This is a genomic window from Mycobacterium sp. ITM-2016-00318, from assembly GCF_002968285.2.
Taxonomy (GTDB): Bacteria; Actinomycetota; Actinomycetes; order Mycobacteriales; family Mycobacteriaceae; genus Mycobacterium.
Genome location: NZ_CP134400.1, coordinates 100482 through 122556, shown reverse-complemented (window position 1 = coordinate 122556; position 22075 = coordinate 100482). Strand labels below are relative to the sequence as shown.

19 protein-coding genes and 5 pseudogenes are annotated in these 22075 nt (G+C 67.5%); 11 read left to right on the top strand and 13 right to left on the bottom strand.

All coding sequences use genetic code 11. The features are described from left to right. Positions 1 to 102: 102 nt before the first annotated feature. Positions 103 to 1728 carry a fatty-acid--CoA ligase FadD5 gene (gene fadD5, locus C6A82_RS00610; RefSeq protein WP_105348574.1) on the bottom strand — a complete coding sequence of 542 codons (1626 nt, stop codon included), beginning with the start codon at positions 1726 to 1728 and terminating at the stop codon, positions 103 to 105. Between the two features lie 175 nt (positions 1729 to 1903). On the opposite strand from fadD5, the gene C6A82_RS00605 reads away from it, so the two are divergent. After that, entirely contained in the window at positions 1904 to 2539 is a 636-nt protein-coding gene (locus C6A82_RS00605; RefSeq protein WP_105348573.1) for a GntR family transcriptional regulator, read from the top strand. A 24-nt stretch (positions 2540 to 2563) separates the two neighbouring features. Here the strand turns inward: C6A82_RS00605 and C6A82_RS00600 are convergent, their stop codons facing one another. The 3 genes from C6A82_RS00600 to C6A82_RS00590 all read right to left on the bottom strand — a co-directional run bounded on the left by C6A82_RS00600 (position 2564) and on the right by C6A82_RS00590 (position 3972). Further along, positions 2564 to 2722 (bottom strand): hypothetical protein, encoded by a 159-nt coding sequence (locus tag C6A82_RS00600; protein ID WP_199193945.1) that lies wholly within the window; start codon positions 2720 to 2722, stop codon positions 2564 to 2566. A 103-nt stretch (positions 2723 to 2825) separates the two neighbouring features. Further along, positions 2826 to 3266, bottom strand: a complete 441-nt coding sequence (locus tag C6A82_RS00595; RefSeq protein ID WP_105348571.1) for an SRPBCC family protein — start codon at positions 3264 to 3266, stop codon at positions 2826 to 2828. Positions 3267 to 3324: 58 nt separating this feature from the next. Then, positions 3325 to 3972: a TetR/AcrR family transcriptional regulator gene (locus tag C6A82_RS00590; protein ID WP_105348570.1), complete on the bottom strand. Its 648-nt coding sequence runs from the start codon at positions 3970 to 3972 to the stop codon at positions 3325 to 3327. 134 nt (positions 3973 to 4106) lie between these two features. Here C6A82_RS00590 and C6A82_RS00585 point away from each other — a divergent pair. After that, a pseudogene (locus C6A82_RS00585) lies at positions 4107 to 4223 on the top strand (CAP domain-containing protein); the annotation flags it as partial. Between the two features lie 20 nt (positions 4224 to 4243). On the opposite strand, the gene C6A82_RS00580 reads toward C6A82_RS00585, so the two are convergent. Together C6A82_RS00580 and C6A82_RS00575 are read right to left on the bottom strand one after the other, a co-directional pair. Then, the gene (locus tag C6A82_RS00580) at positions 4244 to 4393 is read right to left on the bottom strand and encodes a hypothetical protein (RefSeq protein ID WP_158261670.1); all 150 of its coding nucleotides are present in this window, start codon (positions 4391 to 4393) and stop codon (positions 4244 to 4246) included. Between the two features lie 131 nt (positions 4394 to 4524). Then, complete coding sequence (locus C6A82_RS00575; RefSeq protein WP_199193944.1) at positions 4525 to 4995, bottom strand: hypothetical protein; 471 nt, start codon at positions 4993 to 4995, stop codon at positions 4525 to 4527. 227 nt (positions 4996 to 5222) lie between these two features. Here C6A82_RS00575 and C6A82_RS00570 point away from each other — a divergent pair, with 227 nt between their 5' ends. The 4 genes and pseudogenes from C6A82_RS00570 to C6A82_RS00555 form a co-directional block, all read left to right on the top strand. Then, positions 5223 to 6752: a Re/Si-specific NAD(P)(+) transhydrogenase subunit alpha gene (locus C6A82_RS00570; protein WP_105348566.1), complete on the top strand. Its 1530-nt coding sequence runs from the start codon at positions 5223 to 5225 to the stop codon at positions 6750 to 6752. A gap of 4 nt (positions 6753 to 6756) precedes the next feature. Next, entirely contained in the window at positions 6757 to 8196 is a 1440-nt protein-coding gene (pntB, locus tag C6A82_RS00565) for a Re/Si-specific NAD(P)(+) transhydrogenase subunit beta (RefSeq protein ID WP_105348565.1), read from the top strand. A 9-nt stretch (positions 8197 to 8205) separates the two neighbouring features. After that, positions 8206 to 9348 carry an acyl-CoA dehydrogenase family protein gene (locus C6A82_RS00560; RefSeq protein WP_105348563.1) on the top strand — a complete coding sequence of 381 codons (1143 nt, stop codon included), beginning with the start codon at positions 8206 to 8208 and terminating at the stop codon, positions 9346 to 9348. A 341-nt stretch (positions 9349 to 9689) separates the two neighbouring features. Then, a pseudogene (locus C6A82_RS00555) lies at positions 9690 to 10742 on the top strand (IS110 family transposase); the annotation flags it as partial. 11 nt (positions 10743 to 10753) lie between these two features. Here C6A82_RS00555 and C6A82_RS00550 read toward each other — a convergent pair. Both C6A82_RS00550 and C6A82_RS00545 read right to left on the bottom strand, forming a co-directional pair. After that, entirely contained in the window at positions 10754 to 11959 is a 1206-nt protein-coding gene (locus tag C6A82_RS00550) for a sensor histidine kinase (RefSeq protein WP_105348562.1), read from the bottom strand. A 27-nt stretch (positions 11960 to 11986) separates the two neighbouring features. Then, entirely contained in the window at positions 11987 to 12628 is a 642-nt protein-coding gene (locus C6A82_RS00545; protein ID WP_105348560.1) for a response regulator transcription factor, read from the bottom strand. 174 nt (positions 12629 to 12802) lie between these two features. On the opposite strand from C6A82_RS00545, the gene C6A82_RS00540 reads away from it, so the two are divergent. Continuing rightward, positions 12803 to 13036, top strand: coding sequence for a hypothetical protein (locus C6A82_RS00540; RefSeq protein WP_105348558.1), 234 nt, complete (start codon positions 12803 to 12805; stop codon positions 13034 to 13036). Between the two features lie 106 nt (positions 13037 to 13142). Continuing rightward, positions 13143 to 13410: pseudogene (locus tag C6A82_RS00535) on the top strand (hypothetical protein). A gap of 4 nt (positions 13411 to 13414) precedes the next feature. On the opposite strand, the pseudogene C6A82_RS00530 reads toward C6A82_RS00535, so the two are convergent. After that, positions 13415 to 13901 (bottom strand): annotated as a pseudogene (locus C6A82_RS00530) (DUF1348 family protein). A 45-nt stretch (positions 13902 to 13946) separates the two neighbouring features. Between C6A82_RS00530 and C6A82_RS00525 the strand changes: the two are divergent. Both C6A82_RS00525 and C6A82_RS00520 read left to right on the top strand, forming a co-directional pair. Further along, positions 13947 to 15167: an acyl-CoA dehydrogenase family protein gene (locus tag C6A82_RS00525; RefSeq protein WP_311101939.1), complete on the top strand. Its 1221-nt coding sequence runs from the start codon at positions 13947 to 13949 to the stop codon at positions 15165 to 15167. Further along, entirely contained in the window at positions 15167 to 15955 is a 789-nt protein-coding gene (locus tag C6A82_RS00520; RefSeq protein ID WP_105341562.1) for a tyrosine-protein phosphatase, read from the top strand. The genes C6A82_RS00525 and C6A82_RS00520 overlap by 1 nt, the downstream gene beginning before the upstream one ends. Before the next feature lie 4 nt (positions 15956 to 15959). Here the strand turns inward: C6A82_RS00520 and C6A82_RS00515 are convergent, their stop codons facing one another. Next, the gene (locus tag C6A82_RS00515; RefSeq protein ID WP_105341560.1) at positions 15960 to 16229 is read right to left on the bottom strand and encodes a hypothetical protein; all 270 of its coding nucleotides are present in this window, start codon (positions 16227 to 16229) and stop codon (positions 15960 to 15962) included. Here C6A82_RS00515 and C6A82_RS00510 point away from each other — a divergent pair. Next, positions 16200 to 16487, top strand: coding sequence for an Rv1535 domain-containing protein (locus C6A82_RS00510; RefSeq protein ID WP_311101587.1), 288 nt, complete (start codon positions 16200 to 16202; stop codon positions 16485 to 16487). The two genes, C6A82_RS00515 and C6A82_RS00510, sit on opposite strands and share 30 nt — an antisense overlap. Here the strand turns inward: C6A82_RS00510 and C6A82_RS26885 are convergent. The 3 genes and pseudogenes from C6A82_RS26885 to C6A82_RS00495 form a co-directional block, all read right to left on the bottom strand. Then, a pseudogene (locus C6A82_RS26885) lies at positions 16427 to 20719 on the bottom strand (HAD-IC family P-type ATPase); the annotation flags it as partial. The gene C6A82_RS00510 and the pseudogene C6A82_RS26885 sit on opposite strands and share 61 nt — an antisense overlap. Before the next feature lie 38 nt (positions 20720 to 20757). Next, complete coding sequence (locus C6A82_RS00500) at positions 20758 to 21144, bottom strand: hypothetical protein (protein WP_105345924.1); 387 nt, start codon at positions 21142 to 21144, stop codon at positions 20758 to 20760. A gap of 130 nt (positions 21145 to 21274) precedes the next feature. Next, positions 21275 to 22075, bottom strand: a complete 801-nt coding sequence (locus tag C6A82_RS00495) for a YhjD/YihY/BrkB family envelope integrity protein (protein ID WP_105345926.1) — start codon at positions 22073 to 22075, stop codon at positions 21275 to 21277.

The following is a 22075-nucleotide window of genomic DNA, read 5'->3' as shown; positions in this document are numbered from 1 at the left end:
TGGTAGTAAGGCGGACCACAGGAATGTACACGATGCTCCCCGCGCGTTGCACCGCATCCGTCGGATTGTGCCTAGAACCGTTAGCAAACGCACCCCCGCCAGTTAACTTTCTGCCCCGGCTGCAGAAACCGTTGGGGCAGAAGATCTTTCGTCAGCGTCAGTTGATTTCTGGGTTCCGAACCGGTTTCTCAGTTCCGTTTTCAGTACTTTGCCAGCCGGGTTGCGGGGTAGGGCGTCGACGATCTCCAGGTGCTTCGGATGCTTGTACCGCGCCAGCCGACCGGTCAGAAATTCGTCTAGATCAGCGAGCGCGAGGGCATTTTCCGACACCGCGCGCTGGACCACGACGGCGACGGGCACCTCACCCCACTTCTCGTGGGTTCGCCCGATGACGGCCACCTCGAGGATCGCCGGATGGGCGGCGAGGACGTTCTCGACCTCGGCGCAGTAGATGTTCTCACCGCCGGAGATGATCATGTCCTTCTTCCGGTCGACCACCCAGATGTAGCCCTCCTCGTCCTGGCGCACCAGGTCGCCGGAGTGGAACCAGCCACCGGCGAACGCCTCCGCGGTCGCCTTCGGGTTGTTCCAATAGCCTTCCATCAGCGTCGGCGCCCGGTAGACGATCTCGCCGACCTGGCCGACGGGCACATCGTTCATGTCGTCGTCGACGACCCGCGCGCTGACCGTCGGAATGACCTTGCCGACGGAGCCGAGTTTGCGAATTGCGTCGTCTCCCAACAACATGCACGTCACCGGTGACATCTCGGTCTGGCCGAACGCCGCGAGGATCTGGGTGCCCGGGAACGTCTCGGACATCGCTCGCAGCAGCGTGTCCGACGCGGGTGCCGCGCCCCAGGACAGCACGCGCAGCCGCAAGTTGCGCGGGTTGGCCTTCTGTTCGGCGCAGACGGCCTGCCACTGCGCGGGCACCAGGAAGATGCCGGTCACCTTCTCGGCCGCGAGTACGTCGAGCAGCGCGCCGGGATCGAAGTCGCCGAGCGGATACACGACGGTCGGCAGGCCGAGCAGCAGCCCGATGATCATGTTGCCGATACCGGCGATGTGGAACAGCGGGACGCCGATGAAGCCGACGTCGTTGTTGATATCGGCGCCGTTGGTGAACAGGAACGTCATCGCCTGGCCGGCGAGGTTGTTGTGGGTGAGCACCGCGCCCTTGGGACGGCCCGTCGTGCCCGAGGTGTACATGATCAGCGCGGGTGAATCGTCGGGGATGTCCGCCGGCGGTGCGGGTTCGCCGGCCTCGGTCAGCAGGTCCTCGTAGCCCAGCACGTCGTCGTCGGTGGGCGAGTCCGCGACGATGATCGTTTCCAGCTTAAGTTCCAGCCCACGGACCGCCGTGGCCACCTTCGCCAGCACGGGCTCGGCGACCATCACCGCGGCGTCGCAGTCGCTGACCAAAAAGGCGATTTCGGGCGGGGTCATCCGGAAGTTGACCGGAACGGCAATGGCGCCGAGCCGATTGGCGGCAAGGAAGCTCTCGATGAACTCGGTCCGGTTCAGCATCAGTATCAGTACCCGGTCGCCGAACCGGACGCCGCGACGGTGCAGCGCGCCCGCGAGCGCCGAAACCCGGCGGTCGAGCTCAGCCCAGGTGGTCGTGCGGCCCAGATGGCGCAGCGCCGTCGCCTCGGGCTGCATCAAGGCGTGGCGGGCCAACTGGTTACTCCAGTTCTGCCGTCTCGCGAGATGGGGCTGATCGGTCAACGGCTGAGGCTCCCGGTTGCACTAACGCGATATTTGATCAAACATTGAGTTCGCGAGGGTCACACTATGGCTTCGGGGGTCACGGGACAACCCCTCGATCGGAGGCCCAGTGAACGCGGTGGCGAAGGCCCTTCACCGGCCGCGACGTGCCGTTCGACCCGTTCGACGCGAGCAGATGTCGGACGAGGTCGCCGGCCATCTGAGGGCCGCGATCATGTCTGGGACGTTGTTGCCGGGCACCTTCATCCGGCTCGACGAAACCGCCGCTGCGCTTGGCGTGAGCATCACCCCTGTGCGGGAGGCCCTACGGACGCTGCGCGGCGAGGGCATGGTGCTGTTGGAGCCGCACCGAGGCCACGTCGTCGCCCCGTTGAGCCGGCGCGACATCGAGGACATCTTCTGGTTGCAGGCCACGATCGCCAAGGAACTCGCCGAGGCGGCGGCCCGGCGGATCACCGATGACCGGATCGCCGAGTTGGAGCGGCTCAACGAGGAACTGGCCGCCACCGTCGAGACCGGCGAGGCCGAAGCCATCGCGGCAGCGGAGTTCCGATTCCACCGCTCGCTCAATCACACCACCGGACGGATCAAGCTGGCGTGGTTCCTGCTGCACGTGGCCCGCTACATGCCACCGTTGATCTATGCGGCCGACCCGCAGTGGGGCGTCGAGGCCGTGGCGAACCATCGACAGCTGATCGCGGCGCTGCGGCGCCGCGACGTCACCGAAGTGGTCCGGCTGACGAGCTGGCAGTTCGACGACGGCGCGCGCCGCCTGACCGAACGCTTGGAGAAAACGGGCATCTGGAGCTGACGCCCGCGGGCTCTGGAGAACCCGCTAGCTCGACTTCTTCTTCTTGCCGGAGTTCTTGCCGCCCTTCTTCGAGGCGTCAGGGGTGTTTGCGATCGCCGCGGCGCGCGACTTCGGCATGCCCTTCTTGCGCAGGCCTTCGTATTGCTTGTCATTCTTGACGCTCGAGCCGTGGTCCTTGGCCATGTCGCCTCCTCACACATCGAATCGCCCTCTCGGCATGGAGTACCCGTCGCGACGAAAAATAGCCGCCTGTCGCGCGGACAACCTCAGCGCGAATCAGCGGGCGTCAGCCTGTGGTGAGTTGCTCGGCGCGCGTTTTGAGGTTGCCCGCGAGATAGTCGAGCGTGTCGCCGATGGCCTTCTTCACCATCGGCTTCGGGAACGGCAACTTGGTCTCCACGTCGAGGTCGACGGTCAGCAGCGACGTCGGCCCCATCGCGACAACCGAGAACTTCTGCTCCTGCTTCTCGAAGTGGTCGCCCTGCTGCAGCACGGTGTAGATCTCGTTGGGTGTCGGGTAGTAGACCGCGGTGATGAACGTCCCCGATTGCCCCTGAACGACAACGTCGAGTCGCAATTGGCTGGGCCGGCCATCGTCATAACGCGCCAGCACCCAGCAGCCCTTGATCTCCTCGTTCCACTCGGGATAGGCCTCGAAATCCGCGACGATCGACATGATCGACTCCGCGGACGCGTCGACCTCCACAGTCTTGCTCACCAACGGCATCCGCCCAGCCTATCGGCGAGGTGTACGCCGGTTCCCACAGCGCTGCAGCGAGTACCGGCTAACTGACCTCGCCGACGCGAAGACCCAGCGGCGATTCCACCCGCACGGCCTCCTCGCGGATCAGACCGCGAAGCAGCGCGGTGCTGAACTCCGCAGCGATCTCCTGCGCGGTGCGCCTGCCCTGCGGGCGCAACCAGCGATAGGACCCGAGGGTCATCCCGATGTAGCCGAGAGCCAGCACATGCGAGTCGCATTCGTAGAACTCGCCGCTGGCGATGCCGCGGTCGATGACGTCGCGGACATGCTCGTAGACCTGGGTCTCCTTCTCGCGGATGTACTCCACCTGCTCCTCGGTGAACCACTCGGTGATGTAGGGCCCCTCCTGGAAGTACACCGCCGCGCGCTCGAGATCGCCTGCGATGCCCACCAGAAGCCTGCGGGTGAAGTGGTAGATGGTCTCGCGGGCCGACGCCGACGGATCGTCGTGTAATGCGGCCACCGTGAAGTCGGCGGCCCCCTTGTAGATGTCGTAGAGGATCAGCGACTTGCTGGCGTAGTAGTGGTACACCGTCGCCTTATTCAGCCCGACGGCGTCGGCGACGTCGTCCATCCTGGTGCCGTGGTAGCCGCGCGCCGCGAACAACTTGGTGGCTACGGCCAGCAACTCCTCGCGGCGGGACAGCCCGTTCGAGGTCTCCGAGGACATACGACTCACTAACGCAGGCCCGGACCGGTCCGGGGCACCAATCAACTGGTTGGCAGTCTAGGGCTTCGGGGTGTCGCGGCCGCCACTGCGGGTCTAGACTTCTCTGCGAGAGAGGCAGCCGAACACGAAAGGGTGTGCACATGGATCCGAATCCGGACTATGACGCCAGTGACGAGCTCGAGTACGGCGCCGCCGCGTTGGCGTGGCTGCTTCGCGGCGTCTATCCGCCGCCTGCGTATCCGCCGGTGTAGCCGACCGGCTTCGCGCCGGCCTACCAGGTAGGTCCGGTGAAGAACCCGTCGAACCGGACGCGCTGCGTGCGCAGCAGCTCCACCTCGTGATCCTCGATCAACGCCTTGACTGTTGACTCCTTCAGCTTCGGCAGCTGACCCTGCAGCACGTCGCTCGGTGTCTCTCGCATGACATCCATCGTTTCCGGGCTCGGCCGCGACGGCACGAGTAGTGAACTACTGCATTGCCGTCCGTGATGAATGCATGGCAGCGCCGCGCTCCGGGATACGCCTACCCCGAGCGCGGCACTGAGCTTGGTGTTTACCTGCGCGGAGTGTCGCGCCGTGCGGCGTCCTGCTGCGCGGCGGCATCCCGCTGCGCGGCTGCATCCCGCGCAGCGTCGTCGTGCTTGACGCCGTGGGAGTCGTCGGCGTCGTCACGCACCTTGGTCTTCGGGTCTATGCGGTCGGCGTGCCTGCGGCGCTCGTCGATCTCTTCTCTCGATTCGGCGACCACGCCGCGATGGCTGTCCGCCTGGTCCTTGAGCCTGGCGGCCTCCGCAGCCTTCGCCTGGGCTTCGGCCTCAGCTGCGCGGGCGCGGGCAGCGGTCTCATCGGCGAGTGCCTCGCGCTTGTCCACCTTTGCGACATGCGTAGTGAGGTCTTCGCGGATTTGCTTCGCCTCGACATGCCGGCGCTGATTGCGCCTCTTTCTCGCAGCGAGCAGCAACGCCACAATCACGATGACGGCGACTACGGCAACGACAATCCAGACGATGACGTTGTTGTCCATGGCGGATCCTTCCGTGGGAACCTTTCGGGCCGTCGCTGACGTGCCCGCTAATTTCGAGTTCCCTACGATGCGATTGCCGAAACCCCGGCACCGGCCCACACGCCGTACCGGCGATTTGGCCCGGCTCTTACACTGACGTATTCCACTCGTCCCACGACGAGCTGCGTCGGGGTGCCTTCTCGCGCCCCGACCAGACCGTGACAAGAACCTAGATCGGATCGAAATCGATGATCATCGGGATTCCGAGAGAGTCGCTGCCTGGGGAAACGCGGGTCGCCGCGACGCCACAGACGATCGCCCAACTCATCAAGCTCGGCTATGAGGTAGTGGTCGAGAGCGGCGCGGGCGCCGCCTCGAGCTTCTCCGACGAGGCGTTCACGGAGGCCGGCGGCACTGTCGGATCCGCCGAGCAGGTCTGGGCCGCCGACGTGGTGCTGAAGGTCAACGCACCGGACGACGCCGAGATCGCCGCCCTACGCGACGGCGCCACCCTGATCGGCCTGATCTCGCCCGCGCTCAAGCCGGAGCTCGTCGAGCGGCTGGGTACCCGCCCTATCACCGTGCTCGCCATGGACGCCGTTCCGCGCATCTCCAGGGCGCAGTCGCTGGACGTGCTGTCGTCGATGGCGAACATCGCGGGCTATCGCGCCGTCATTGAGGCCGCCAATAAATTCGGCCGGTTCTTCACCGGGCAGGTCACCGCGGCCGGCAAGGTACCGCCGGCCAAGGTGCTCGTCGTCGGCGCGGGCGTGGCCGGTTTGGCCGCCGTCGGCGCAGCGGGCAGCCTCGGCGCCATCGTGCGCGCCACCGACCCGCGGCCCGAGGTCGCCGACCAGGTCAAATCCCTTGGCGGCGAATATCTTTCGATCGAGTCACCGGAAGCACAGGTATCGGCCACCGGCTACGCCAAGGAGATGGGCGACGACTACAAGGCCCGCGAGGCGCAGCTCTACGCCGAGCAGGCAGGCGACGTCGACATCATCATCACCACCGCACTGATCCCGGGTAAGCCAGCCCCGCGAATCATCACCGCCGACATGGTGGCCTCGATGAACCCCGGCAGCGTCATCGTCGACATGGCCGCGGCCAACGGCGGAAACGTCGAGGGCACCGTCAAGGACGAGGTGATCGTCACCGACCACGGCGTGACGATCATCGGCTACACCGATCTGGCAGGCCGCCTGCCCGCGACCGCCTCGCAGCTGTACGGCACCAACCTGGTCAATCTGCTCAAGCTGCTCACCCCGGAGAAGGACGGGAAGCTCATCCTCGACTTCGAGGACGTGGTTCAGCGCTCGGTCACGGTGGTCCGCGACGGCGAGGTCACCTGGCCGCCGCCTCCTGTGCAGGTGTCCGCGGCCCCCGTTACCGCAACGGCTCCGGTCGAGACCAAGCCGGCCAAGGAACACATGAGCACCGCGCGCCGGCTGGGGTTGACCTTCGCCGCCGCGGCGGTGCTGTTGGCGCTGATCGCGCTCTCGCCGGCCGCGCTGCAGGTGCACCTGACCGTGTTCGTCTTGGCCATCGTGATCGGCTACTACGTGATCGGCAATGTGCACCACGCGCTGCACACCCCGCTGATGTCGGTGACGAACGCAATCTCCGGAATCATCGTCGTCGGTGCGCTGCTGCAAATCGGGCACGGCAATATCGCCATCACCGCGGTGGCAACCCTGGCGATCCTGCTCGCCAGCATCAACGTCTTCGGCGGCTTCGCCGTCACCCGCCGCATGCTCGCGATGTTCTCGAGGAGCTAAAGGAATGTTCACACTGGAAACCACCGCAACCGCGGCGTACGTCGTCGCGGCCCTGCTGTTCATACTGGCGCTGGCCGGACTGTCCAAGCATGAGACATCAAGGGCTGGCAACACATTCGGCATTGCCGGAATGGCCGTCGCCCTGATAGCGACGATCGCACTGGCGCTCGCCCGCCACATCGAACCCGTTGGCCTGGCACTTCTGGTGGGCGCCATGGTCATCGGCGCGGCGATCGGCCTGTGGCGCGCCAAGGTCGTCGAGATGACCGGGATGCCCGAGCTGATCGCGCTCCTGCACTCGTTCGTCGGTCTGGCCGCCGTGCTGGTCGGCTGGAACGGCTACCTGCACGTCGAACGTGCTCTCGCCGGCTCAGAAGCCACGCTGCTGCAGCAGGAGGGCATGCTCGGGATCCACAGCGCCGAGGTAGTCATCGGCGTCTTCATCGGTGCCGTGACGTTCACCGGCTCCATCGTCGCCAACCTCAAGCTGTCGGCCCGCATCAAGTCGGCGCCGATGATGCTGCCCGGCAAGAACCTCCTCAACGTCGGCGCGCTCGTCGCCTTCGCCGCGCTCACCGTCTGGTTCGTCATCGACCCTCAGCTGTGGCTGCTGGTGGTGGTCACCGTGCTGGCGCTGCTGCTCGGCTGGCACCTGGTGGCCTCGATCGGCGGCGGCGACATGCCCGTCGTGGTCTCGATGCTCAACAGCTACTCGGGTTGGGCTGCCGCGGCCTCGGGCTTCCTGCTGTCCAACGACCTGCTCATCGTCACCGGCGCGCTCGTCGGCTCCTCGGGTGCGTACCTGTCCTACATCATGTGCAGGGCAATGAACCGGTCGTTCATCTCGGTGATCGCCGGCGGCTTCGGGATCGAGGCCGGGCCCGCCGACGACAAGGATTACGGCGAGCACCGCGAGATCAGCGCCGAGGGCGCCGCCGAATTGCTCGAATCGGCCACTTCGGTGATCATCACGCCTGGCTACGGCATGGCCGTCGCGCAAGCCCAATACGGCGTCGCCGATTTGACCCGCAAGCTGCGCGCCCGCGGCGTCAACGTCCGGTTCGGGATCCACCCCGTCGCGGGACGCCTGCCCGGCCACATGAACGTGCTGTTGGCCGAAGCCAAGGTGCCCTACGACATCGTGTTGGAGATGGACGAGATCAACGACGACTTCGACGACACCGACGTCGTCCTGGTCATCGGCGCCAACGACACCGTCAACCCGGCGGCCGCAGAGGACCCGGGCAGCCCGATCGCCGGGATGCCGGTGCTGACGGTGTGGAACGCCAACAACGTGATCGTGTTCAAGCGGTCCATGGCCTCGGGTTATGCCGGCGTGCAGAACCCGCTGTTCTTCCGGCAGAACACACAGATGCTGTTCGGCGATGCCAAAGATCGGGTCGACGCGATCAACGCGGAGCTCTCCGTCGCCGAGAAGGTCTGACACAGCCCCATGCCGGCGGACCGCCTGCTGCCCTCCGACGACGCCATCGAGCTGATCGCACTCACTCGCGACATCTGCGACAAGGTGCTCGACCCGATCGTCGACGTGCACGAGAAGGAAGAGACCTACCCCGAAGGGGTGTTCGCCCAGCTCGGCGCGGCCGGGCTGCTGAGCCTGCCGCAGCCGGAGGAGTGGGGTGGCGGTGGGGTTCCCTACGAGGTGTATCTGCAGGTGCTCGAGGAGATCGCGGCGCGGTGGGCGGCCGTCGCCGTCGCGGTGAGCGTGCACAGCCTCTCGTCGCACCCACTGCTCGCCTTCGGCACCGACGAGCAGAAGAAGCGCTGGCTGCCCGGCATGCTCTCGGGCCGGCAGATCGGGGCATACAGCCTGTCGGAACCGCAGGCCGGCTCCGACGCCGCGGCGCTGCAGTGCGCGGCTGTGGCGACTGATGGCGGCTATGTCATCAACGGCTCGAAGTCGTGGATCACCCACGGCGGGGTGGCGGATTTCTACACGTTGTTCGCGCGCACCGGCGAAGGCTCGCGCGGGATCTCCTGCTTCCTGATTCCCGGCGACCTCGACGGGCTGAGCTTCGGCAAGCCCGAGGAGAAGATGGGCCTGCATGCGGTGCCCACCACAGCGGCGTTCTACGACGACGCCGCCGTCGACGCCGACCGCCGCATCGGCGACGAGGGGCAGGGCCTGCAGATCGCCTTCAGCGCACTGGATTCCGGGCGGCTGGGCATCGCCGCGGTCGCCGTCGGGCTCGCCCAGGCCGCGCTCGACGACGCGACGGCCTACGCCAACGAGCGAACGACGTTCGGCCGCAAGATCATCGACCACCAGGGCCTGGGGTTCGTCCTCGCGGACATGGCCGCGGCCGTCGCCAGTGCGCGCGCGACGTACCTCGACGCCGCCCGCAGGCGCGACCTCGGCATGCCGTACTCAACGCAGGCCTCCATCGCCAAACTGACCGCGACCGACGCCGCGATGAAGGTGACGACGGACGCCGTGCAGGTGCTCGGCGGCGTCGGCTACACCCGCGACTTCCGCGTCGAGCGCTACATGCGGGAGGCGAAGATCACCCAGATCTTCGAGGGCACCAACCAGATTCAGCGTCTCGTCATCGCCCGCGGGCTGGCCACCACTTAGCGCGTGGGGCCCGCGAAGCCGCGAACAGACGCAAAAGTACCCTGAGACCGTCTGTGCGGGGCACTTTTACGTCTCAGTGTGAGTGTGGATTTTGCCGGGTTTGCGGCGTGTCTGCGTGACAGGTGTCGTGGCGCGGTGGTTGGTTCCGTTTCACCTGGTGTCTGGCTCGTTTTACGTCTGCCGCCTGCAAATGGGTTGGCGTTGAGCAGTAGTGCCGGCACCGGGTGAGACGGACCGGCCGGGTGACTTGATAGGAGCGTGGCTTTCGCCTCGACTGAGATGTGTCCGCCGGCCGGCCCAACCTCAACACCTCTGTCCAGGAAGTGAAGGAGGCACTGCTCATGATTGTGATTGGCGCCGATGTACACAAGCACAAACACACCTTTGTCGCTGTCGATGAGCTAGGACGCACGCTGGGTGAGAAGACCGTCAAAGCCACCACGCAGGGCCACATTGCGGCCATCAGGTGGGCCCGTGAGCAGTTCGGCACCGATCTGAAATGGGGTATCGAGGACTGCCGCAACATGTCGGCGCGGCTGGAACGCGACCTGCTCACCGCCGGTCAGCTGGTGGTGCGGGTGCCCACCAAGCTGATGGCCGTCACCCGCAAGTCCGCGCGCAGGCGGGGCAAGTCCGATCCGATCGATGCCGAGTCGGTGGCCCGTGCGGTGTTGCGTGAACCCGATCTGCCGGTGGCTTCCCATGATGAGGTCTCGCGGGAGTTGAAGCTGTTGACTGATCGCCGTGATGTGCTGGTGGCCCAACGCACGTCGTCGATCAACCGGTTGCGCTGGCATGTGCATGAACTTGACCCCGAACGCGGCCCCGCGCCACGCTCGCTCAATGCCGCCAAGCACCAGAAGGCCCTGCGCGAGTGGCTTGCCACGGTGTCGGGGATGGTGGCGGAAATGGCGCGTGCCGAGCTCGCCGACATCATCCGCCTCACCGCCGAGATCAACGTGTTGGATAAGCGTCTCAGCGACAGGGCCGACGTGGTTGCCCCCGCGCTGCTGGCTATCGACGGCTGCGCCCAGTTGACCGCGACCAAGATCGTCGGCGAAGCCGCCGGCATCGAGCGGTTCAAAAGTGCCGACGCCTTCGCCTGCCACGCCGGAGTGGCCCCTATCCCGGCGTGGTCAGGTGCCAGCGAAGGCCAGATGCGGTTAAGCCGCTCAGGTAACCGCCAACTCAACGCCGCCTTGCACCGCATCGCCGTCACCCAGATCCGCATGACCGGCAGCGAGGGTCATACCTACTACCAACGACTGATTTCGGAAGGAAAAACCAAAGCTGCCGCTCGACGCTGCCTCAAACGACGCATCGCCCGCCGCGTCTACCAAGCCCTACTCGCCGACCACCAAACCCGAAACCAAGCGCTACAACCGGTCGCGGCTTGACATAGGAGCTATTGCTCGGCCAAAGAATTGACCGGCTCGGGCGGCGAGGTGACAGTCACCCGTGTGCCGCTGCCCGGCTTCGAGTCGATGTGCATCGCGCCGCCCATCGCGTCGAACCTGGCCAGCAGCGAGCCGAGCCCGATGTGGCCCTCGGCGACCGACTGACCCACCACCTCCGGATCGAAACCCCTGCCGTCGTCGGCGACGGTCAGCGTGATCCGCTCGCCGTTGCGCGTCAATCTGACCTGCACGCGGGACGCCGCCGCGTGCTTGTCGACGTTGACAAGAAGCTCGCGCGCGGCGCGGTGGAGCAGCTGCGCGGACGCCGGCTTCCCCACCTCTTCGAGATCGGCGTCGACGCGGATCGGTGCACGGGTCTCGAACTGCTTCACCATCTCTCGCAGCGCGGCGGTGAGCCCCAGCTGCGCGAGCACCTGCGGATGCAGCTCGGTGACGGTGGAGCGCAGGCCGGTGGCCGTCTCCTGCAGCGCCTCGTAGACCATGTTCAGCGCGGGATCGGAATTTCGTCCACGCGCCTCGTCGAGCTCCAGCCGCGCCGCGAGCAGGGTCTGCAACGGCCCGTCGTGCAGGTGCTCGGCCAATTCGCGACTGCGGCGTTCGTCGGCCTGCATCGCCTCCGACACCAATTGACGCCGCACCTCCTGTAAAGCCCTGACCCGCAGCGATCTCCGAGCCAGCACTATGCACAGCGCCGTCGTCGCGACGGCCAGCCACAGCAGGAAACCGAAGTGCGTGTAGACGATGTTCGGCAGCCCGATCCGGTCGTCGCGCTTGGAGTAGAAGATCCACACCGCGAGATAGCCTGCCGCCGTGACGATCCCGAAGATCGCCGTCAACGCGGGCCGGTCACCGAACGCCACCGAGATCGGCAGCAGGAAGAACACCGGCAGCAGCGCCGACGTCGCACCTCCCGACACCAGACACAGCGCGACGATCACCAACAGGTCGACGATCGTCGACGCCCAGTCCGCCCACCGCGGCACCGGCCCGCGCAGCACGGCCGCCAGCCACAGCACCGCCGCCACCGCATATACGCCGAGGATCACGGCGTACAGCCCGGGCAGCCAGTGGTCGACCTCCCAGATCCACACCAGGATCGCGATCAAGGCGATCAGCGGCAGACGCAGGATCGCCGAGACGCGGACCGGTTCGGTCGCAAGGTCGTCGACCAGACGGCGAACAGATCGGTCCACGGTACGGTTGTGCTCCCTGCGGCCCGGTCAGTCCAGCAGCTTGCGCCGCATGGCCTCGGCCACCGCGGCGGCGCGGTCGCTGACCCCGAGCTTCTCGTACAGCCGTTGCACGTGGGTCTTGACCGTCGACGGCGCGAGGAACAGCTCCTTGGCCATGGCCGGAATGCTGCTGCCCGTGGCGATCAGCTTCAACACCTCCCGCTCGCGGGGACTCAGCGCGGGCACGTCGGGCTCGTTGCGGCGCCTGATCTCCGAGGCCAGTCCCGCTGCGAGCTCGGGATCGAGGACGTCCTTGCCCTTCGAGCACCTCACCACGGCGCTCACCAGTTCGCTGCGGGTCGACTCCTTCGACAAGAAGCCCGCGGCCCCCTGCTGCAGCGCCTTGTAGACGATCGCCGACTCGTCGTGCGCCGACACCAGCAGCACCCGGGTCGGCAGTTCATCGCGGGTGACAGCGGCGGCCACCTCCGCGCCGTCCATCCCGGGCATTCGATAGTCGAGCAACGCGACCTGCGGTCGGTGCTCGCGGATCAGCTCGAGCGCCTCCGTGCCGTCCTCCGCCTCGGCCACCACCTCGATCTCCCCGCTGGACACCAGCGCACGCACCACACCCTCGCGGAACATCGGATGGTCGTCACCGACCACCACGCGCACCTTTTCGCTGGTCACGGCTTCAGCTTGGCACAGCGACGCCGGCCGTTCCCCCGATTGGGGGACAACGAATTCCACCGTGTCGTGAGCCGGTCGGCGGACAGACGCCGACGTCTCGCTCCGGCACTCTTATCTCATCGCCGGAGAACACCGGCGGGGAAATCGAAAGCCAACCAAGACAGAGGAATCGACATGAACAACATCATCGCCCGCATCGCTCTCCCCATGGTCTCCGCAGGTGTCCTCGGCGGAGCCGCCCTCGGCCTGGCAGGCATGGCCAACGCCACAGTCACCACCACCCAGAACGACAGCGGCTCGCACACCGCGATCGTCGCCACCCCGGACATTTACGCGAAGCCGGCGCCCGGCGCGTTGCCTGGCTGGCGTTACCACCACGGCCACGGCCACAGCTACCTCGGCCAGTAAGGGCACAACCGGAAACTGAATAGACCTTCCTCCACAGAGGCCCTCCCCAGGCGGCGTAACCAGGGGAGGGCCTCACTGGTTCGGCTCTTTGACTACCGTCGGTGCCATGTCGAACATTTCCAGCGACCGGATCGACGACGTGGCGCCGGGTGACATCATCGCCGTTGACCGGGGCATCGGCGATCCGCAGCCGTCGAAGGTGGTGTTCAAGGACTCCGACGAGGCTGGGGCCGTCTACACCATCACATTCGAAGACAACGACGGCGAGACCTTCCAGAAGGAGATCCCGGCCGGCACCTTGGTGACCCACGCGATGGAGTCCAAGTGGGAATCGGGAGAGCCCGACGCCGCACAACCCGGACACCTCGGCCTAGCCGCTCACCAGAGCGGGATCTCGAGCCCGTCCTCGGATTCCGGACGCGGGCCGGCGTAGCGGCGTTCCGATTCGCTGATTTTGACGTCGTTGATACTGGCCTCCCCCGCGCGCCTGGGGGCACCTCCCGCTTGCGGGGGACAGCCCCTCTGCGGTGAACTCCCACAATTCGTTGCCGTAGCTGCGGTACCACTGCCCGGCCGCGTCGCGGTACTCGTACTGGAAGCGCACGGCGATGCGGTTGTCGTGGAAGTCCCACAGGCTCTTTCGCAGCGCGTAGTCGAGTTCGCGTTCCCATTTTCGGGTCAGGAACGCGACGATCTGCTCGCGGCCGACGGTGTGCTGGTCGCGGTTGCGCCATTGCGAATCGGGGGTGTACGCGAGGCTGACGCGCTCCGGGTCGCGGGTGTTCCAGGCGTCCTCGGCGGCCTGGACTTTGCGACGCGCTGTCTCGAGGGTGAACGGCGGGAACGGGGGACGGCTCTCGGTCATCAGCCCATTTTGCGCACCGTTTAGTGTGGCTACATGGACTTCGCGATGTCGGCAAAGGCGCAGGACTACCACAAACGCCTTTCGGCCTTCATGACCGAATTCGTCTTCCCCGCCGAGGCCTCCTACGAGGAGTACCGGCGCGCGGCGGGCCCCGACGACCACACGGTTCCGCCCGTCGTGGAGGACCTCAAGAAGGTGGCCAAGGAGCGGGGCCTGTGGAACCTCTTCCTGCCCGACGAGTCCGGCCTGACCAACCTCGAGTACGCGCAACTGGCCGAGCTGACCGGTTGGAGCATGGAGATCGCGCCGGAGGTGACCAACTGCGCGGCGCCCGACACCGGCAACATGGAGACGCTGCACCTGTTCGCCACCGAGGAGCAGCGCAAGCAGTGGCTCGAACCGCTGCTTGCCGGCGAGATCCGCAGCGCGTTCGCGATGACCGAGCCTGCGGTCGCGTCCAGCGACGCCCGCAACATCGAGACGACGATCCTCCGCGACGGCGACGACTACATCATCAACGGCCGCAAGTGGTGGATCACCGGCGCGGCCGATCCCCGCTGCAAGATCCTCATCGTGATGGGCCGTACCAACCCCGACGCGGCCAGCCACCAGCAGCAGTCGATGATCCTGGTGCCGGTCGGCACCCCCGGGGTGTCCATCGAGCGGTCGCTGCCGGTGTTCGGCTGGCAGGACCAGCACGGGCACTGCGAGATCTCCTTCGAGAACGCGCGGGTGCCCGCCGCGAACCTGCTCGCCGAGGAGGGCAGCGGTTTCGCGATCGCCCAGGCGCGGCTCGGCCCGGGCCGCATCCATCACTGCATGCGCGCCATGGGTGCCGCCGAGCGTGCGCTTGCCCTGATGGTGGACCGGGTGCAGAAGCGGGTCGCGTTCGGCAAGCCGTTGGCCGAACAGGGCGTGGTGCGCGAACAGGTTGCGAAGTCCCGCAACGAGATCGACCAGGCCCGGCTGCTGTGCCACAAGGCGGCCTGGACCATCGACCAGCATGGCAACAAGAGCAAGGAAGCCCAGGTGCTCGTCGCGCAGATCAAGGCGGTGGCGCCGCAGGTGGCGTGCGACGTCGTCGACCGAGCCATCCAGGTGCACGGCGCCATGGGTATCTGCGACGACGTGCCGTTGTCGAAGCTGTACGCCTGGCATCGCGCCATGCGGCTGTTCGACGGTCCCGACGAGGTGCACATGCGCACGATCGCCCGGGCGGAACTCGGCAGGGAGAAGTCGGCTTTCGCAGCGGCGGTGACGCGCTAGTGCCGCCGCTTTCCGGGGCATGGAACTTTCGCGACGTCGCCGACAATGCCGGGATCGCGCCGGGCAGGCTGTTCCGGTCCGGTGAGCTGAGCAACCTCGACGACGCGGGCCGCGAAACGCTGACCGTCGTCGGGGTCACCGCTGTCGCCGATCTGCGCTCGGCGCCGGAGCTGGAGCGGCACGGCAAGGGCCTGGTGCCCGACAGCGTGACGATCCACCACCTGCCGTTCGTGGAAACCCTCGCCTCCGATGCTGATGCGCCGCACGAGCACGCTTTCCAGAAAATGCTGACCGAGAAGCCCGACGACGAGTCCGTCGGCCACGCCGCGGCCCGCTACATGACCGATGAGTACGGGCGGATCGCGAGGTCGGCGCTCGCGCAGCGCGCCGTACACAAGGTGATCACGATGCTCGGTGACGGCGACCGCGTCCTGGCACACTGCTTCGCGGGCAAGGACCGGACCGGGTTCACCGTCGCGGTGGTGCTCGAGGCGGCGGGCGTCGACCGCGACGCCATCATGGCCGACTATCTGGCCAGCAATGCCGCCGTGCCCGAACTGCGCGGCCACATCGTCGAGACCATCCGCAACCGGATGTCGGACTCGCCCGAGATCGCCGAGGTGGCCGAGGCCCGTCTCACCGATGCGGTGCTCGGTGTGCAGGAGGCCTACCTCGATGCGGCGCGCGGTGCGCTCGTCGCGGATTTCGGCTCGTTCGACGGCTACCTCGACGCCGCGGGCGTGTCCGCCGACGATGTCGCGAAGCTGCGCGCAGCGCTGCGGGGTTGACCCGTTACGCGTCCTCGAGCGCCTCGCCGACTTCCTGGGCAACGCGGCTGTGCTCGTTCTGCATCAGCGCATGCCCGACGCCGAGGACAAGGGCGACGGGCCATTCGATGATCTCGACAGCCGCCAGCGCTCCGAGCGCTCCGTAGAACGCCAGTTGTTCGGGCCGGGGCACCCGCACCCGACCGACGACGGGCAACGTGACCGTGAACGATTGGGCCTCCCGAACCCGCTCGACCGCGTCGCGATGAGTGGTCGGTTGGGATTCTTCAGCCATTCTTTGCCTTCCCGTCATGTCGTTTTCGGCTTCTCGACCCGTGGCTTTTCCAGCGTGGAATCCATGACCGCTTCCGTTATCAACACGCCGTCGGATCCCGTGACGATCGTCGCGCGCGTGCTGTCCATTCCGTTGCGTGAACTGTATGCGGCGCTGTGGAGAATCGGCGTCGTCGACATCGACGACGCCACCGCGCCGAGCAGACGCGGGGCGACTGCCGCAGCCGCCGTCGCAGCGGCCGCCGTGCCGAGCGCCTGAGTCCACCCGATCGGTCCGATGGGTGTGCACCCGAGCAGTTGACTGATGCCCGGCGTGGAGATCAGCGCGCCAAGCGACACCAGCGATCCCGCTGCCGTGGCCACCACCAGCGGACTGTGTGAATCGATCAACGTCTGACCGAGCTGGGTCGACACCAGTGCGACGAGCGATACCGTCGAGGCGTGGCGCGGTGACAGTGTGAAGCCCGACATCAACCAGGCGGCGGTGGCCGCTCCGGCCGTCGTCGTGCCGCGGATCGCGACGGTGCGCCACAGCGCGGCGCGATCGGGGCCGTGGCCACTGCGATCGTCTGCGCCGTTGGTGGTCGGGCTCACCGCCAGAGCGGCGGCAGGCAGCGCATCGGTCATCATGTTGACCAGCAGCAGTTGGCGGGTGTTCATCGGCGACCGTCCCGTCAGCGCACTCCCCACGATCGCGAACGCCACCTCACCGGCGTTGCCGCCCAACAGGACCGAGACCGCCGCCTCGACGCGCCGCCAAAGCTGACGACCCTCATCGAGGCAGTCGAGCAGGGCGCCGATCCGACCATCGAGCAGCATGACGTCGGCAGAGGTGCGGGCCGGGTCGCTGCCCCGCGACGCAACGCCGATGCCGACCGTCGCCGCCCTGATGGCGGCCGCGTCGTTGGCGCCGTCGCCGACCATCGCGCAGACCAGCCCGGTTCGTTCGAGCGTCTGCACTATCTGAACCTTGTGCTCGGGCGACATGCGGGCGAAGACGACGCGGTCGCGGACGGCGCGCTCCTGCGCGCGGCGCGGGAGCGCATCCCACTCCGATCCGCTGATCACCTGTTCGGCGGTCACCGCGAGCCCGAGCTCCGCAGCGATCGCGGTGGCGGTGACCGGGTGGTCGCCGGTGATGAGCCGCACGCCGATCTGCCGCTCCTGCAACGACTCCAGCACTGCCGCGGACTTCTCACGCGGAGTGTCGGAGAGACCGAGGAGGCCAACCAGCCGCAGGTCCGAACCCGACAGTGCGGCGAAGTGGTCGGCGTCGTCGCCGACCCGCGCGGCTTGCTTCGCCGTCAGCGTGCGGCTCGCGACGGCGATGACACGCAGTCCCGCCCGCGCCATCTCGGCGACCGTCTCCTCGTCGGCCGGGTCGAGGTCGACACAGCCCGCCAGCACGACCTCGGGCGCACCCTTCACAGACAACTCGTCGCCGGCGACCGACGCCGAGAACGGTCTCCCGGACCGGAACGGCAGGTGCGCGGCATCATCGAGAGCTTCGGCGCTGACGGCCAAGGCGGCTTCGGCGATGGCGGCGTCCGTTGCGTGCTCGTGGCGCGCCCCGTTAGGCGCCGGGGTGGCCCGGCCGGCGCAAGCGAGGACATCGTCGCGCGAATGTCCTTGTGCCGTCTCGACGCTGGTGACCCGCAGCCGGTTCTCGCTGAGCGTGCCGGTCTTGTCGAAACACACGACGTCGATGCGGCCGAGCGCCTCGACCGAGCGTGGGCTTCGAACAAGGGCTCCGGCACGCGTCAGTCGCCGAGCCGATGCCTGCTGCGCCAGGGTGGCGACCAAGGGCAGGCCCTCCGGGACCGCCGCAACGGCCACCGCCACGCCGCTGGCCACCGCCTGGCGAAGCGGGAAGAGCCGCAACATACTCAGGCCGCTCACCAATGCGCCGCCGGCGAGGCCGAATGGCAGCGCTTGGTTGGTGAGGTCGCGAAGTTGTGTTTGCAGCCCCACAGTCGATCCCTCGGTGCGCGGAACCTCCGCGGCGCGGCGCACCTGGGTCTGTGCTCCGACCGTCGTCACGATTGCGGTCGCCGAGCCCGCCACCACCGTCGTGCCGGCGTGCAGCATGCAGCTGCGCTCGGCCAGCACCGCTCCCGGAGTCGCATCGACCTGCTTGGGCACCGGCAGGGACTCACCGGTGAGCGCCGACTCATCGGCCTCGAGATCACCTGCCTCCACGATGCGGGCATCCGCGGGCACCACCTCCCCCGGTCGCACCTCGATCACGTCGCCCGGTCGCAGCGCTGCGGTCGCGACGTCTTGCGCCCTGCCGTCGACCAGCCGGCGGGCCGGCGGATCCTGGACGGCGAGCAGGCGACGCAGCAGTCGTTCGGCACGGACCCCCTGCGTCGCAGCGAGCAGGGCGTTGCCGGTCAGCACGGAGCCGACGAGCACGGCGTCGACAGGAGACCCGAGCAGCGCGCTCGCCGCCGAGCCGACCGCAAGCACCGGGGTCAGCGGATCGGACAGCTCACCGCGCAGCACGGTCAGGAACTCCGCGACAGGGCGGCGCACCGATTCGCCGACCGTTCCGACTCGGTGCTTCGCCCTGCTTGCCGCTGATCGCGAAAGATCGACGGACGGAATCTTATTCGACTGAGATAGCGCGGTACGCACCCGATCGGGTGACATCGCATGCCAGTCCTGCACAGGGGCGGGGGTCGGCGCCTTCCCGCGAAGCGCTCCGCGCGCAAGCGAATAGCCGGTCGCCAGACCTGCTCCTGCGCCGGCGACCACGGGGCCAGGCCCACGGCCGCGGACACCGGGGATCATCAACAGTGCGCCCAGAAGTGTTCCGCTGGTGGCGAGTTCGACTCCACGCCGACTCGCCTTCCGTGCGGCGGGCAGCGCATGCAGGATGCGCCACATGCCCTCGAGATCGCCGACCAGCAGGTCGGCATGCCACGGTGGCGCACCGTTCGACTCGATCAGGCCGACGGCGACGTCCGCCGCGTTAAGCGTGAGCGGCGCGCCCGTCGCGAGTACGGCTACGGTCTTGCCGTCCCGCTGAAGATCATCGACGGCCCGTGCCAGCGCCGCATCGAAATACCCTTTATGAGGCCACAACTCGTCGAACGAGGAGCGCAGATCGTCGAGTAGATCCACATCGACCGAGACGACCTCGACGGCAGCGCGGCGTATCTCGGCGAGCACACTGTGCGCAAGCGGATGGTGCGTGTTGCGCACGAACACCTCGCCACGCGGAGCGCCGTTCGTGCGTCCGCCTTTCAGTTCCGGCGGTATGCGATGCCAACCCGCATCGAGTTCACCCCGCTCCAACGCGTCCTGTGCCCATTGCCAGGCCGCCCTCCGATCCCGCTCTGCGACGTCGCGCATCTGCCCTATCCGCAGGTTTTCGATGAGCAGGACACGGGGGTCGACGACGACGGCGTCGACCCGATCGAGGACGCGCAGCGCCGCTGACCGCAGCGGCAGCACGCCGTGCTCGTCGGCGAGTCCTCTGCCTAGGGTGCTCGCGAACGCCTCCCTGGCGTTGCGCGCCGCCTTGGGCGCGGCTACGACGGCCGCGGTCGCCGCCGCATTCGGATTGCGCGTCAGCAGCCCGACAGCCAGCGCCGCCAGACCTTGAGCGGCGCCGCTGCGCGCCGCGTGCCTCTCGACCATCCCTGGCGGCATCGGGCACGGCCGCTGCCTTTTCGGAACCGCGTCGATGCACTGCGCACCGGCGGCCAACTCGGGTTCGTAGGCCTCCCAGGCACGGGCCGCGGCGACGGCTTCACCGATCTGGGCGAAGTGGCGGACTAACTCCACGGCCACCGTTGCGGGAGCTTGCGTGATCGCGTACACCGTTGCGGCCGCGACGGCGATAACGGCGTCGGCGGCGTCCTGCCCGAGCCGCGCCTCGACCGCTTCGCGCAGCTTCGGTTGATAGTCGACCAGGGTCACCGCCGCCGAAAGGCCGGCAGTAAGGCTGGGCCACATGAACACCCGGCCCGCAGTCGCCAGGCAGAGACCGACGCCGTTGGCCGCGGTCGCGATCAGCTTGCCGGCCAGCACCACACCGTCGGCGGGCAGATTGGTGGGCGCGGCGAACTCCGGGCCGTCGTATAGCAGAACCCATGCTTCCGCCTCCGCGACGAGGTCACAGAGATCGGCAATGGCCGGGCCGGGCTCGTCGAGTTCCACGACGACCCGGCTCAGCGGATAGTTGAGCTGAGCCGAAGCCACGCCGTCGGTCGACCGCAGAGCACGCAGTATCGCCGTGCCGACTCGGCTGCCGTCATCGGAATGCAGGCCGCGAACCTCGATCCAGCAGCGGTCGCGACCCGTCCAACACCGCCTGCTCGGCGCGCCGCCAATGAGTTCCCTCGCCACGCTCAGCGTGAACTCCAGCGACTCCCGGTTAGCGATCCGTGCCGCTGCGCGCGCAGGCGAAGAGCCGATTCGCAGCCCCGTTTCGACTGCGGTGGCCGTAACCGCCAGGCCGACGGCGACAGGCGCGACGGCCATGGTCGACGCGCGGACGACCAGTGCTGAGAACGGGGGCTTCACTTAGCGGCGGTCCGGCGTGACCTCGCCGGGGCGCGCTTCGACGCCTTCGATGCCTTCGCGGGCTTCGCCGTAGTCGCGCGCTCCACTGCGGTTTCGCCTTCGCCGGACCGCTGGTTCAGCTGATGCACGACAAGTGCCGTGCCGCCGACCGCGAGCACAACCGGCCACTCCACCAGCCCTGCGGTGCCGACCGCCGCCAGCGTCAGGGCCGCGGCAGCTGGCGACTGGCTGCCGTTGCTCAAGCCATTGCGCAGTCCGGCGGCCGTGCCCTGGATGCCCCCGACCACACCGTTGATTGCCGCGCCGCCCACCGCTCCGGCCGCCGCCGTGGTGGCGTCCGCTGTTTTGGTGACGACACGGACAGCGCCCGAGACGATGTTCATGATCGAACTCCTCGCGTTATCCCTTTGGTCAATTACCCATAACTCGGCGTTATACACGCCATTGATGAACTGGCCCGTCACGGGCGGAAAGTGGTTGGGCCGAGCGGGCTTTGGCCGTCTCAGCGAGTTCTCAGCGTCGCAGCTCGTCGAGCACCACGGTGACCCGGAACCCGCACAGCACCAGGATGTGCAGCACGTAGAGCCACAGCGCGAGCGCCGACACCGCGCCGATGATGGGCAGGCCCCCGAACGGAGCCGACCACGGGATCGGGATCGCGAGAAACAGCAGGAACCCCTGGAGGAAGCCGGCCACGATCGCGCCCGTGCCGAAAGCACCGATGCACAACGCTTTCCAGCCGATGCGGCCCGGACCGATGAGCGCGAAGACTCCCAGCAGCGCGGTGGACACCGCGAGCCACACGATGTGGAATGCGACCACCACCCCCCAGACGAGCGACCAGCCATCCCCGGCGTACAACGGGCCGACGTAGGGCGCTGTGGCGAGCACCGCAAGCACCAAGAACGGGGCGACGGCCGCAACGCCGATGAGACCCGCCCGACCGCGCCAGCCGGTCAGGGTGTCGCGTGCCGCGGACATCTGGACGAAGGCTCTGCGCAGGCCCTCGCCGTACAGGCTCGCGGGGAACAGCACGACAAGTGCCTGCAGCCACGACATGGACAGCGCCACCGACGTCAGCGTGCGCAGCGCCTCCGGCGTTCCGTGCCCGCCGGGTAACCCGGCGATCGCCGCATCCATGGCTTCGACGACGGTGTTGTGACCCACCAGCGCGCCGACCGCCCACAACGAGGTCAGCGCCAGCGAAACCAACCCGATCACGCCGAAGTACGTCGCACCGGCCGCCCACAACGCCAGATCGGTGCCCGGGAATGTTCGACGCGCCCCCGCCGTCAATTTCTGCAACATGCTCAT